The organism is Acinetobacter sp. M5A5_2a (assembly GCF_053345265.1).
On record NZ_JBKEZV010000010.1, the window covers coordinates 75972 to 89415 of the forward strand.

A 13444-nucleotide genomic window follows, 5' to 3' on the forward strand; every position below is an offset into this window, starting at 1 on the left:
GCTTAATAGATGAGCGTTAATGTTACGTTTTTAGGGGCAGGGCGCATTACGGGGGACTAGGCGAATGATAAAACCATTCGTCTAACTATCAGATTTTTTTTAGGGGTTTTGTGCAAAACCCTTGTACTTCAAATTTCTGGCACCATAATAAACGACTGAGAAAAAGTTTATTCATTTGACCAAGCAAGATTTAGAGAGTTTATCCATGTTGGCAAGTCTGATCGGAGGTATCTTCGGTACAAAAAATGAGCGCGAACTCAAACGCATGCGCAAAATTGTTGAGCAAATCAATGCGCTCGAGCCGACGATATCAGCTTTAAGCGATGCAGACTTATCTGCAAAAACTCCAGAATTCAAACAACGTTATAATAATGGCGAAAGTTTAGATAAATTACTTCCAGAAGCGTTTGCAGTGTGTCGTGAAGCTGCCAAACGTGTAATGGGCATGCGTCACTATGACGTTCAGCTTATTGGTGGTATTACCTTACATGAAGGTAAGATTGCCGAAATGCGTACCGGTGAAGGTAAAACCCTTATGGGTACTTTGGCGTGTTATTTAAACGCATTAAGTGGCGAAGGCGTTCATGTCATTACTGTGAACGATTATTTGGCACAGCGTGATGCTGAGTTGAACCGCCCATTATTTGAATTTTTGGGTTTATCTATTGGTACTATCTATTCAATGCAAGGCCCGTCAGAAAAAGCGGAAGCTTATCTTGCTGATATTACTTATGGTACCAATAACGAATTCGGTTTTGACTACTTACGTGACAACATGGTGTTTTCTTTAGCAGAAAAGAAACAACGTGGCTTGCACTATGCCATTATCGATGAAGTTGACTCAATCTTGATTGATGAAGCACGTACACCATTAATTATTTCTGGTCAAAGTGAAGACTCTTCGCATCTTTATGCTGCAATCAATACGATTCCCCCTAGATTACGTCCGCAAAAAGAAGAAAAAGTTGCAGATGGTGGACATTTCTGGATTGATGAAAAGCAGCGTTCAGTTGAAATGACCGAAATTGGTTATGAAACTGTTGAGCAAGAACTTATTCAGATGGGCTTGTTGGCTGAAGGTGAAAGCTTATATTCAGCAACGAATCTAAGCCTTGTTCACCATGTGTCTGCCGCTATTCGTGCACATTTCTTATTCCAACGCGATGTCCACTATATTATTCACGATGGCGAAGTCGTGATTGTTGATGAACATACTGGCCGTACAATGCCGGGCCGTCGTTGGTCAGAAGGTTTGCATCAGGCAGTTGAAGCGAAAGAAGGTTTGGAAATTCAGCCTGAAAACCAGACTTTAGCAACCACAACATTCCAGAACTATTTCCGTCTATATAAAAAGCTTTCAGGTATGACAGGTACTGCTGATACTGAAGCTGCGGAAATGAAAGAAATTTATGGCCTTGATGTTGTGATTATTCCAACTCACCGCCCAATGGTACGTAATGACCAAAACGATTTAATTTATTTAAACCGTAATGGTAAATATGACGCGATTATTCAAGAAATTACGAATATTCGTGAGCAAGGTGTGGCACCGATTCTTATTGGTACAGCGACCATTGAAGCTAGTGAAATTTTATCTTCTAAGTTAATGCAAGCTGGTATTCATCACGAAGTGTTGAATGCAAAACAACATGAGCGTGAAGCTGACATTATTGCTCAGGCAGGTAGCCCGAATGCAGTAACGATTGCAACAAACATGGCGGGTCGTGGTACTGACATTATCTTGGGTGGCAACTGGAAAGCGAAACTTGGCAAACTTGAAAACCCTACTGCTGAAGATGAAGCACGTCTGAAAGCACAATGGGAACAAGACCATGAAGATGTATTGCAATCAGGTGGTTTGCACATCATTGGTTCTGAACGCCATGAATCACGTCGTATTGATAACCAGTTACGTGGTCGTGCGGGCCGTCAGGGTGACCCTGGTGTTTCTCGTTTCTATTTGTCTCTTGAAGATGACCTTATGCGTATTTTCGCAGGTGACCGCGTAGTTGGAATGATGCGCGCGATGGGTCTACAAGAAAATGAAGCGATTGAACACAAAATGGTGAGTCGTTCAATTGAGAACGCTCAGCGTAAAGTTGAAGCTCGTAACTTTGATATTCGTAAAAACTTATTGAAATACGATGATGTGAATAATGAACAACGTAAGATCATTTATTCACAACGTGATGAAGTGTTAGCTGAAAATACCTTAAAAGAATACGTCGAAGAAATGCATCATGAAGTGATGAAAGGCGTGATTGCTAACTTTATTCCACCTGAGTCAATTCATGACCAGTGGGATGTTGAAGGTTTAGAGAATGCTTTACGTATTGATTTGGGCATTGAGCTGCCAATTCAGGAATGGTTAGATCAAGATCGCCGTCTGGATGAAGAAGGTTTAGTTGAGCGAATCAGTGATGAAGTGATTGAACGTTATCGTCAACGCCGTGCTCAAATGGGTGATGAATCAGCAGCAATGCTTGAACGTCACTTCGTTTTAAACTCTCTTGATCGTCATTGGAAAGATCACTTAGCTGCAATGGATTACTTGCGTCAAGGTATTCACTTACGTGGCTATGCGCAAAAGAATCCTGAACAGGAATACAAGAAAGAAGCTTTCAACCTGTTTGTAAATATGCTCAGTATTATTAAAACTGATGTTGTGACTGATTTGTCTCGTGTACATATCCCAACACCAGAAGAACTTGCAGAAATGGAAGCTCAACAGCAGCAGCAAGCTGAATCGATGAAGCTTTCTTTTGAGCATGACGATGTAGATGGTTTAACAGGGGAAGTTACACTTTCTCAAGAAACCATGAACGAGTCTGCCGATCAGCAAACTTTCCCTGTTCCAGAAAGCCGCAATGCGCCATGCCCATGTGGTTCTGGATTAAAATATAAGCAGTGTCACGGTAAGATCTAATCTGCCTTCACAAAAAAAGCAGAACAATTGTTCTGCTTTTTTTACGTTTGTAGTAAGCCTGTGAATAATGTTTGCAGTTTTAAGCATTAAATGCTATTTACTTCTCATCCAGAGTGTATGTTGGAAAGACAATGAAAAAAGTATTACAACCTTTATTTTTAACTGTTCTTGCTGTGCCTAGTTTTGTTTTCGCAGCAGAAGCAGCTTCAGCCCCTCAAACGACAACGGTTGATAAAGTACTTGCAGCAAAAGGGCCAACTTCGGCGCAGGCTGTAGTGAAGCAAGAAAATACAACTGTGATTAGCCCGCGTACTGGTATTCGCTATACGTTAGGTAACACAGGTAATCGTCCAATTATTTTACAAACCACTGCGATTGCTCCGGCAAACTCAGCAAATATTAATCGTATTGTGGCAACTAACCCTGCTTTATCTGCGAAGAGCCAAGAAAAAGCAAAAGTGGCTTTAATTGGTGAAGCAGCTGTAGCAGGAGCAGCTGCTGTTGCAGCAAGCAATGTAGCAGCTCCAGCCTCAATAAACTAAGTCACATATTTATAAAAAAGCCGGTCAATCATGAACCGGCTTTTTTATATAAGAATTTCTAGTTTTTAGATCTGATTATTCACATCATCATTTTTTGTTTCACGAATGAATAAGAAAGCGATGAGTGATAGAAGTGATGCCGCAGTAAGATAATAACCAACTGCATATAAACCATAAGTTTCAGCAAGTTTAGTGGCAATGAGGGGAGCAAAAGATGCCCCAAAAATACCTGCCAAGTTAAACGTTAATGCTGAACCTGTATAACGAACTGAAGTTGGAAAAAGTTCAGAAAGAACAGTACCAATCGGACCATAGGTCAAGCCCATAATCGACAAGCCTGTACACAAGAAGAGAAAGACAATTAACGTATTTCCAGACTCTAACATGCTAGAGAAGAACAAACCGAAAATCGCAGCAGCAATACAAACACCAATCGAAGTGGCTTTACGACCAAATTTTTCTGCAAAAATAGCCGATAAAGGAATGAATGCAGCAAAGCACAGTGTGGCAAAGAGTTGAAGTTCTAAGAACTCACCACGTGAATAGCCAAGTTTGGTGGTTCCCCAGTTTAAGGCAAATACAGTTGTAAGATAGAACACCACAAATGTACAGATTGCTGCAATCGTACCAAGTACAAGTTTACCTGTATGTTTGGTTAAGACTTCTTTAAATGGAATATTGACTTCTTTTTGCTTATCCAAAACTTTTTGGAATGCTGGAGTTTCATGGAGCTTTAAGCGGATATATAAGCCAACAATCACTAATACAGCACTTGCAATAAAGGGAATACGCCAGCCCCATTGCATGAATGCTTGCTCAGGAATGGCTGCACCCAATAATAAAAATGAACCTGTTGCTAAAATAAAGCCAATTGGAGCCCCTAGTTGTGGGAACATGCCATACCATGCGCGCTTACCTTCAGGTGCATTCTCTGTTGCAAGTAATACAGCACCACTCCATTCACCACCTAAACCTAAGCCTTGCCCTAGACGACATAGAGCCAATAGTAAAGGCGCAGCAAGACCAATTTGTGCATAGGTTGGAAGTAAACCAATACATACTGTTGAAATACCCATGGTGAGCAAAGCTGCAACTAGCGTGGCTTTACGACCAATACGGTCTCCTAAATGACCGAATAATGCTGCACCGATAGGGCGGGCAATAAAGGCAATGGCGAAGGTTGCTAAAGATTGTAAGACTGCGGCACTGCCACTACTAGCAGGGAAAAACAGGTGAGGAAAGATAAGTACTGCGGCGGTTGCATAGATATAAAAGTCGAAGAACTCAATGGTTGTACCGACTAAACTTGCAAACAAAACCCGCGTTTTTGAATTAGTGGCTACTGCCGGAGCAGCAGTCGCAGAGGTTGACTCCATATAAGACCTTATATCAGTTAAAATTTATTTTTAATTTACTATTCTTTTTAAAGACATATTTTTCTAAAAGAATAGCGTGAAAGAACATCATCCATGACTCTTTCAGGATCACTGAATAAGAGTGAAAAATGAACTAAACAATGTACCAATAGATCGCAAGAAAGTGTGCTCCTGCACCTAAAAGCACAAAAATGTGCCAGATCGCATGGGTATATCTTACCTTTTTTAACGCGTAAAACAATGCTCCAACCGTATAAGCTAAACCGCCAATAATCAAGAAAATCAATGCGTCTTTACTTAAATAAGTACGCATATCATCCATTACAAAAACGGCAAGCCATCCCATTACAATATAGGCCAGCAAAGAAATTTTTTGAAAACGATAAATAAAAACTAACTTGAAAAGTGTACCAATTGCAGCAATGCTCCAGAGAGCAATAAGCAGAATATGGGCTTTTTGTGTAGGAATAGCGATGCTTAAGAAAGGGGTATACGTCCCAGCAATTAAATAATAAATAGCAGTGTGGTCTAGTTTCTTATACCAGTAACGTAGATTTTGTGTTTGAGCAAAGTGATAGAGAGTTGAACTCGTGAAAACCAGAATTAGACTAAATGAGTATACCCATAACCCCACCCATTGAGCAGTTGGAAGATAAGATCCCTTCATAATTAAAAAGATAGAAGCAATAACTGCCATAACGACACCAGCTCCATGGCTGTAGGCGTTAAGTAGTTCTTCTTTAGGATCGTAAGTTTCCAGCACAGATTTACTCATGAGTTTAATTTTTTTGATTAAAAATACAAATGTATAGAAATACAAAACAGTCGTAAAGTTATTTTATTTTTAATCCTAGACCCTTTAAACTTCTATTTCATATGAGTCTTCATTTTTTAGGTATATCCGTGTCGGTTTTCTCCTTTGAGCAAGAACAGCAATTCTTTTATGAAATCAAACAAATGCTTGATGAGCAGACTTTTGAGCGTTTGATTTTGAGCCAATATAAAGGAGAGTTGGAACAACTGGAAAAAATCACTTTCCGTGTTGTAGAGTTACATGGAAAAAAACAGCTTTCGGCTTTATATCATTATACAACCCAAGATGTGACCAAAAATTATTCATTTGAAGAAGGTTTAGAACAGATTGCAGCGCTTTTAGTTCAGTGTAAGCAAGCGAATTTATTTTCGACTACTCAAGAAATTCAACTCAAAAAAAATAAGAAAAAAGCCTTATTAAATATGGGTAAAAAGCAGGCTGTAAATGCGACACAAACGGTTCAGACGCATGATCGTGAAAAGCAACGCTATGTACAGCAGGGCAATGCATTTCTAAAAGAGCTTGGTATTACCGATGAAAAAGGCCAAATCATTCCAAGCATGGCGCGTAAATGGAAACAAATAAATAAATTTATTGAAATTTTTGCGAGTGCCTATGAACAGATTGACGCATCTCAGCAAGAGCTACGGATTGTCGATTTTGGTTCAGGTAAAGGCTATTTAACTTTTGCTTTATATGATTATTTGCAAGAACAACAAAAAACACCTCTAATTACTGGTGTTGAATTACGTCCGAATCTGGTTGAATTCTGCCAAAAAGTTGCAGATAAAGTGCATTTTAATCATTTAGACTTTTTTGAAGGTGATGTACGTAGTTATCAACCGGAAAAGTTAGACGTTATGATTGCCTTGCATGCTTGTGACATTGCTACCGATTTTGCGATTCATACTGGCATTCGTTTAAATGCTTCAATGATTATGTGTGCTCCATGTTGCCACAAAGAGTTGCGCCCACAATTACATAGTCCCGAAGTTTTACAGCCAATGCTGCAATTTGGAATTCATGCTGGTCAGCAAGCTGAAATGTTAACCGATACATTACGTGCATTACTTTTAAAAGCTTATGGCTATGAAACCAAAGTTTTTGAGTTTGTATCGCTTGAACATACCAGTAAAAACAAAATGATTTTGGCAACAAAGCGTAAGGATGTTACTCAGCCTGATGCCAAGATCATGGCTCAAATTCAAGCCTTGAAAGACATGTATGGTATTAAAAAACAAACTCTAGAATTGTTATTACAAGACCAGTTGTCTATCGAGAATATTGGTTGTAAGTGTTAAGCAGGTTAACCCATGTATAAAATTATAACGGGTGGGTGGGAGCAGCTTGAGAAAGATGCCAAGCTCATCCGTGAGCAGGTTTTTATTCAAGAACAGGGAATTGCCCCTGAAGATGAATGGGATGATTTGGATGCCACAGTTTTGCATTTTATTGTGTATGATCGTGAGCAACCAATTGCTACAGCGCGCTTGTTGCCACAGCATAGTGTAGGGCGGGTAGCTGTTTTAATGCCTTATCGAAAGCAGGGTATAGGTAAAATTTTAATGGAGCATATTATTGAATATGCGCGCCAGCAGAACTTACCTTATCTAAAGCTTTCAGCTCAAACTTATGTGACCGCGTTTTATGAAGCATTGGGCTTTGTAGTTCAAGGCGAAGAGTATCTAGATTGTGGTATCCCACATATTGATATGACTTTAGAGTTAAATTGAGACTTCTTTTTAGAAATCTCAATTTGGATTTACTTCATTGAATTCCAGCTCTCAATTGCCTGCAGCCCTGTTTCCAAGCCAACTTCATAGCTGTAGCGAAGCTTTTTCGGATTGGTGCTTAAACGGCCAGCCATGTTTTTAAGCGGCGGTGGGCAAACTTCTAAAATCTGCTGTTCTGGGTTAGAACCACGGACAAAATCGACCGAAGCATTATAGCGAGCACAACGGCTACGTAAGCTGTTTGCAAAACCATAATGATGTTTAAACGCATATTTCGCGAGGAATTGATCGCCTTTACTACTGGCTTTAAAGTAATTTTTCGGACGAGTGCGTAAAACTAACAGTTTTTTGACATCACTTTGCTGAGCTGTCCAGCGTACAGGTAGGGCATCTGCAACGCCACCATCAAAGTATGGTTCACCCATAATATCGACGGGATGACGCGTTAAAACTGGAATTGAGCTAGAAGCACGAAGTGCATTCAGCAAGTTATCTTTACCCGCACGAAGATATTCTGCCTGTCCTGTTTTGGCATGCGTCAATACCATATAAAAATCAGGATTTTTAGCAAACAGACTTTGCTGATCAAGCGGATGTTCTTTTTCACCAACTTCCCACATCCATTTTAAATCAAGTAAATCGCCGCCTTTAAAGAAGCGTTTGTAATCGATAAATTCAGGACGGAGTGAGTGATCAATATAAAACGTTAAAGTGCGGCCTTGTTGGCCTGCTAAGTAATTTGCAACGTTGGTTGAACCAGATGATACGCCAACATATAAATCGAAAGGGTTGAACTGCTGCTGTAAAAAAGCATCAAGTACGCCACTGGTAAAGGCACCACGCATGCCTCCACCCTCTACAACAAGTGCATTACGGGAAAAATCTGTCATTTGATATCTAATTACTGAGTTGAGTTCTGATGTTCTTTCATATCCATTTCAGACATGTTGTCACTATGTTGAGCGTGTTGCTCTGTGGAATTTTCAGCTTTTTGCTGCATTTGCTCTTGTTGTGCTTTGCGCTGAGCCCCTGGCATATAGTCAGGTTCATTACTCATCGCCAAATAGAAAAAGCCAAGGAAAATCGCACTCAAAACACCAACGATCAGAACAAATTTCCAACCTAAAATTGCTGACTCGGAAGAATTTTTATCGGACATAAGGATTTCTCGAATGTGCTTTAGAAGCACAAAAATGAAGTCTATTTATAGCATATTTAGGCAGGAGGCTGAAATCTTAAAGGTCATAAAGAAAAACCCATATAAATAAAATATATTTATATGGGCAAGGTTTATGCAGTTTTTAAATATTCAGTAAGTCTAAGTTATTGAATATTTTGTTTCTGCTCAGCTTTGTTTTTTAGCAAAGTTGGAGGTGTAAAACGTTCACCATATTTGGCAGCTAATTCTTCAGCTCTTTTTTGTGCTTTATCAGTACCGTATTGATTTAGGAATTGAATTGCTCCTCCAGTCCAAGGAGCGTAACCAATACCAAAGATTGAACCGACATTGGCATCAATCACAGACTCTAATACGCCTTCTTCATAACAGCGTAGGGTATCTAAAGCTTGTACAAACAGAATGCGATCGATCATATCTTGTTCAGAAATACCATGGTCTTTTTGCCAACGGTTTAAACCTTCCCACAGGTGCTTTTTACCATTTTCTGGATATTCATAGAAACCTGCTCCAGCCGCCTTACCTTTACGGTTTAACTCATGAATCATGGTATGAACCACTTCATCTACAGAGGTTTTAGGCAAATCTTTTCCTTCGGCCTGAAGCGCTTTACGTGCTTCACTGGCAACATGTTCGGTTAAGGTTAAAGACACTTCATCTTGAATAGCGAGTGGGCCGACTGGCATACCAGCTTTAAGCGCTGCCATTTCAATACGGGCTGGATGAACGCCTTCGGCAAGTAAGCGCATACCTTCTTGAATAAAAGTACCAAACACACGACTGGTAAAGAAACCACGGCTATCATTAACAACAATAGGCGTTTTTCCAATTTGTTGTACAAAGTCGTAGGCTTTAGCAAGTGTGTCGCTTGAAGTGTTTTTACCTTTAATAATCTCAACCAACTGCATTTTGTCGACTGGGCTAAAGAAATGTAGTCCAATAAACTTCTGGGCATTTTTACTTGCCGTTGCCAAACCTGTGATTGGTAGGGTGGAGGTATTTGATGCAAAGATTCCACCTTCAGCTAAATATTGTTCAGCTTCTTGAGTAACTTTGGCTTTGAGCTCTTGGTTTTCAAATACAGCTTCAATAATGAGATCACAGCCTTGTAAGTCTTGTGCTGAGGCAGTTGCTGTAATGAGGGATAATACTTGGTCACGTTTTTCTGCGGTCATACGGCCTTGAGAAACGCGTTTATCAAGGAGTTTCTGCGAATAGGCTTTGCCTTTTTCAGCATTTTCAACAGATACATCTTTTAGTACAACAGGAATGCCTTTAATTGCGGTTGAATATGCAATACCAGCACCCATCATGCCTGCACCTAACACACCAACTTTGGTGGCTTGCCATTTTGCAACATCGGCAGGGCGACTAGCACCAGACTTAATTGCATTTAGACCGTGCCAGAAAGTACCGATCATATTTTTAGAGATCTGACCCGTGGTGAGTTGGGTGAAGTAACGAGATTCGATGCGTAAAGCGGTATCTACATCGACCTGAGCGCCTTCAACTGCTGCCGCCATTATTGCTTCAGGAGCAGGGTAACAACCTTTTGTTTTGTCTCTTAACATGGCTGGGGCAATAGCAAGAACTTGAGCAACAGCTGGAGTCTTTGGATCACCGCCCGGAATTTTATAACCCTTCACATCAAAAGGTTGTTGAGATTTCGGATTGGCTTTTACCCATGCGATTGCTTTATCTAAAAGCTCTTGTTCGTTTTCGGCAGTGTCATGTATCAGACCTAAAGATTTTGCTTTATCGACACCAAACTGCTTACCTTCCATTAAAAATGGGAATGCGTTTTGTAAGCCAAGTAGGCGTACCATGCGAACAATACCGCCGCCACCCGGTAACAGGCCTAAAGTGACTTCTGGTAGGCCGAACTTACTTTTTGGGTCATTGATTGCAATACGGTGATGGCAGCTTAATGCAATTTCCCAACCGCCACCAAGGGCTGTGCCATTTAAGGCTGCAACTACAGGAATACCTAGAGTTTCAATGGTACGTAAATGACCTTTTAGCTTTTCAACCATGTTGAAAAAATCAGTGGCATGTTCAGGCTGAACTTGAATAAGCTCATCTAGATCACCCCCAGCAAAGAAAGTTTTTTTGGCTGAGCGGAAAATAACGCCCGCAAGTGCTGTTTCTACTTTTAGTTTTTGGGTTGCCTCATCAAGCGAGTCTCGAAACTCGGCATTCATGGTGTTTGCAGATTGACCTGTTGAATCAAGCGTTAAAATGACAATGTTATCGGCATTTTTTTCGTATTGGATTGCACTCATCTTTTATATCCCTAATCTTTATACGCGTTCAATAATGGTGGCAATACCCATACCACCGCCAACACAGAGCGTAGCTAAACCGCGCTTTTTATTTTGACGTTCAAGCTCATCAAGTAGCGTGCCTAAAATCATGGCACCCGTTGCACCCAATGGATGGCCTAAAGCAATCGCACCGCCATTTACATTGACTTTTTCTGGTGGAACATTGAGTTCATTGATAAAACGCATTACAACTGCTGCAAAGGCTTCGTTGACTTCAAACAGGTCAATATCATCAATGGTAAGGCCAGCTTTTTCTAAGGCTTTACGTGCAGCAGGAGCAGGGCCAGTAAGCATGATCGTAGGGTCTGTACCGACGAGTGCAGTAGCTAAAACTTTAGCGCGTGGTTTTAAGTTTTGTTCTTTCACGGCTTTTTCTGAGGCCAATAAAACAACAGCAGCTCCATCGACAATGCCAGATGAGTTACCTGCATGATGAACATGATTGATTTTTTGTGCTTCAGGATATTTTTGTAAGGCGATGGCATCAAAACCCATTTGCCCCATCATTTCAAAACTTGGATTGAGTTTAGTCAGTCCTTCAACTGTCGTATTTCCTTTAATAAATTCATCTTTTTCTAGAATAACCACACCAGAATGATCTTTTACTTGAACCACTGATTGATCGAAATAGCCATTTGCCTGAGCTGCTGCGGCTTTTTGCTGAGACTTTACTGCAAATGTGTCTACATCTTCGCGACTATAACCATCTAAGGTTGCAATGAGGTCAGCCCCTACACCTTGTGGAACAAATGATGATTTAAGGTTTGTTTCAGGGTCTAACGCCCACGGCCCGCCATCGGAGCCCATTGGAATACGTGACATTGACTCGACGCCACCAGCAACCACTAAATCTTCCCAGCCTGAGCGAACTTTCATTGCTGCCATGTTGACTGCTTCTAAACCTGAAGCACAAAAACGATTGATTTGCACCCCAGCAACATCATCATTCCAACCCGCTGCAATCGCTGCTGTTTTAGCAATATCACCACCTTGATCACCAATAGGAGTTACACAGCCCAGAACAATATCGTCGACTTTAGACGTATCGAGTTGATGACGCTGCTGTAATTCATTTAATAAAGTGGTGAGTAAGGTAATTGGTTTTACTTCGTAAAGAGAGCCGTCTTTTTTTCCTTTTCCGCGTGGTGTGCGAATGGCATCAATAATATAAGCCTCGCTCATAACAGTTCCTTTTTTATTGCTTAAAATTTATTTGTGTTTTGAGTGTACTGGTTTTAATAGCGAGTGCAATGACGATAAGCGCACCAGTCAGGTGATGATTTTTGCCAATAGAGATACAAAAAAGCCCAAGTTGAACTTGGGCTAAATGTGAAACTTAAATAGATTAAAGAATTAGTGGTAGCCGTGTAGCTGGCGATATAAGCCAGGAGTTACACCAGTCCATTTTTTAAATGCACGGTGGAAAGTACTGGTTTCACTAAAGCCAACTTGTTGTGCAACATCTTCAAGTGTTAATTCAGGATTGAGTAACAAGTGAATAGCAGCATCTCGGCGTAGGGCATCTTTCACGCCTTGGTAACTTTTACCTTCAGCAGCCAAGCGGCGGCGTAAGGTTTGAGGAGACAAGTACAACATTGATGCAACGTCATTAAGCGTTGGCATTTCTTCACCAATCTGGCTTTTGAGCACGTCACGAATACGAGAAGTCAGCGAGTTGGTGTTTTTGAATTTTACTAAAAGCTGAGCAGGAGCTGCTTTTAAGAACTCTTCTAGCGTTTTTTCATCTTGGCGGATTGGCAAATCAAGATAATCGGCTGCAAAGGTAATTTCAGTACGAGGTGCATCAAACTGCATGACTGGTGCAAAAAATAATGCATCATATTCATCTGCATGAGCAGGACGTGGATAGCTAAAATGAACACGTTCTAAAGGTAAGCGACGTTCAATCAGCCATGATGCCAAACCATGCCAAATCATTAACATACTTTCAGTAATGAAATGGTCCGGATCTAATGTTTTTGGAATGAGTGGAACTAAACGTGCTTCATGTTTGTCACGCTCTAGGCTTACAGACCATTCATCACCGAATAATTTGTAAAATTGAGATGAGAGTTCAAGGGCTTGGCCCAAGGTTTTTGCATGAATAATCAACTGACACATAATGGCAAAAGTGCCCAAACGACGTGGCTGTACATCAAAACCGACGTGTTCATCTTGTGTGACCATCCACAACATTTTTATAAAACGAGTGTATTGTTCTGGCGAGATTCGAGCTTTAGGTTGACGTAATAGTTCCGCTTCGATACCCACATGTGAAAGTAACGTCTCGACATCCATGCCAAGGCGTTTTACGCCTGTCAAAGCCGCATTCACGAAGTGGATGCTAATCGTATCGCGACTCATATTGAATCCTTCAGTCTCTTTGATGTTCACTTTAAATTGACCTAAATGACCGTCTAAAAAAATAAATTGGCGATTTACAACAGAGTAAAAGCACTTTTTACATGTTAAATTGCCGAAATGATCAAGGTAAATGGCTGAACATGACATTGTTTTAGAATATTTGCTTAACTAATATAAAAGAAAATATG

General features: G+C 40.5%; 11 protein-coding genes. 4 read left to right on the forward strand and 7 right to left on the reverse strand.

Annotated features, from left to right (window positions below):
• Positions 1–205: 205 nt before the first annotated feature.
• Both secA and ACLBWE_RS13950 read left to right on the forward strand, forming a co-directional pair.
• Positions 206–2926: a preprotein translocase subunit SecA gene (gene secA, locus ACLBWE_RS13945; protein ID WP_447603587.1), complete on the forward strand. Its 2721-nt coding sequence runs from the start codon at positions 206–208 to the stop codon at positions 2924–2926.
• A gap of 131 nt (positions 2927–3057) precedes the next feature.
• Positions 3058–3468, forward strand: a complete 411-nt coding sequence (locus tag ACLBWE_RS13950) for a hypothetical protein (RefSeq protein ID WP_348949926.1) — start codon at positions 3058–3060, stop codon at positions 3466–3468.
• Positions 3469–3533: 65 nt separating this feature from the next.
• Here the strand turns inward: ACLBWE_RS13950 and ACLBWE_RS13955 are convergent, their stop codons facing one another.
• Positions 3534–4844 carry an MFS transporter gene (locus tag ACLBWE_RS13955; protein ID WP_347019517.1) on the reverse strand — a complete coding sequence of 437 codons (1311 nt, stop codon included), beginning with the start codon at positions 4842–4844 and terminating at the stop codon, positions 3534–3536.
• A gap of 133 nt (positions 4845–4977) precedes the next feature.
• Positions 4978–5619: a PAQR family membrane homeostasis protein TrhA gene (gene trhA, locus ACLBWE_RS13960; protein ID WP_209831990.1), complete on the reverse strand. Its 642-nt coding sequence runs from the start codon at positions 5617–5619 to the stop codon at positions 4978–4980.
• A 128-nt stretch (positions 5620–5747) separates the two neighbouring features.
• On the opposite strand from trhA, the gene ACLBWE_RS13965 reads away from it, so the two are divergent.
• Together ACLBWE_RS13965 and ACLBWE_RS13970 are read left to right on the forward strand one after the other, a co-directional pair.
• Positions 5748–6959, forward strand: coding sequence for a class I SAM-dependent methyltransferase (locus tag ACLBWE_RS13965; protein WP_447603590.1), 1212 nt, complete (start codon positions 5748–5750; stop codon positions 6957–6959).
• Positions 6960–6971: 12 nt separating this feature from the next.
• Positions 6972–7391, forward strand: a complete 420-nt coding sequence (locus ACLBWE_RS13970) for a GNAT family N-acetyltransferase (protein ID WP_447603592.1) — start codon at positions 6972–6974, stop codon at positions 7389–7391.
• A gap of 29 nt (positions 7392–7420) precedes the next feature.
• On the opposite strand, the gene ACLBWE_RS13975 is transcribed toward ACLBWE_RS13970, so the two are convergent.
• From ACLBWE_RS13975 to ACLBWE_RS13995, 5 genes are all read right to left on the reverse strand, one after another.
• The gene (locus ACLBWE_RS13975; RefSeq protein ID WP_447603594.1) at positions 7421–8281 is read right to left on the reverse strand and encodes a patatin-like phospholipase family protein; all 861 of its coding nucleotides are present in this window, start codon (positions 8279–8281) and stop codon (positions 7421–7423) included.
• 11 nt (positions 8282–8292) lie between these two features.
• Positions 8293–8550 (reverse strand): hypothetical protein, encoded by a 258-nt coding sequence (locus tag ACLBWE_RS13980; RefSeq protein WP_004638947.1) that lies wholly within the window; start codon positions 8548–8550, stop codon positions 8293–8295.
• Between the two features lie 164 nt (positions 8551–8714).
• Complete coding sequence (locus ACLBWE_RS13985; RefSeq protein WP_447603597.1) at positions 8715–10850, reverse strand: 3-hydroxyacyl-CoA dehydrogenase NAD-binding domain-containing protein; 2136 nt, start codon at positions 10848–10850, stop codon at positions 8715–8717.
• A gap of 18 nt (positions 10851–10868) precedes the next feature.
• The gene (locus ACLBWE_RS13990) at positions 10869–12074 is read right to left on the reverse strand and encodes an acetyl-CoA C-acetyltransferase (RefSeq protein WP_447603599.1); all 1206 of its coding nucleotides are present in this window, start codon (positions 12072–12074) and stop codon (positions 10869–10871) included.
• A 171-nt stretch (positions 12075–12245) separates the two neighbouring features.
• Positions 12246–13256 (reverse strand): AraC family transcriptional regulator, encoded by a 1011-nt coding sequence (locus ACLBWE_RS13995; protein WP_004638954.1) that lies wholly within the window; start codon positions 13254–13256, stop codon positions 12246–12248.
• Between the last annotated feature and the right edge of the window lie 188 nt (positions 13257–13444).

Bases quoted from the DNA above. Each gene is read 5' to 3' on its own strand.
- secA (WP_447603587.1), top strand. From the start codon at position 206: ATGTTGGCAAGTCTGATCGGAGGTATCTTCGGTACAAAAAATGAGCGC.
- ACLBWE_RS13950 (WP_348949926.1), top strand. From the start codon at position 3,058: ATGAAAAAAGTATTACAACCTTTATTTTTAACTGTTCTTGCTGTGCCT.
- ACLBWE_RS13955 (WP_347019517.1), bottom strand. From the start codon at position 4,844: ATGGAGTCAACCTCTGCGACTGCTGCTCCGGCAGTAGCCACTAATTCA.
- trhA (WP_209831990.1), bottom strand. From the start codon at position 5,619: ATGAGTAAATCTGTGCTGGAAACTTACGATCCTAAAGAAGAACTACTT.
- ACLBWE_RS13970 (WP_447603592.1), top strand. From the start codon at position 6,972: ATGTATAAAATTATAACGGGTGGGTGGGAGCAGCTTGAGAAAGATGCC.
- ACLBWE_RS13975 (WP_447603594.1), bottom strand. From the start codon at position 8,281: ATGACAGATTTTTCCCGTAATGCACTTGTTGTAGAGGGTGGAGGCATG.
- ACLBWE_RS13980 (WP_004638947.1), bottom strand. From the start codon at position 8,550: ATGTCCGATAAAAATTCTTCCGAGTCAGCAATTTTAGGTTGGAAATTT.
- ACLBWE_RS13985 (WP_447603597.1), bottom strand. From the start codon at position 10,850: ATGAGTGCAATCCAATACGAAAAAAATGCCGATAACATTGTCATTTTA.
- ACLBWE_RS13990 (WP_447603599.1), bottom strand. From the start codon at position 12,074: ATGAGCGAGGCTTATATTATTGATGCCATTCGCACACCACGCGGAAAA.
- ACLBWE_RS13995 (WP_004638954.1), bottom strand. From the start codon at position 13,256: ATGAGTCGCGATACGATTAGCATCCACTTCGTGAATGCGGCTTTGACA.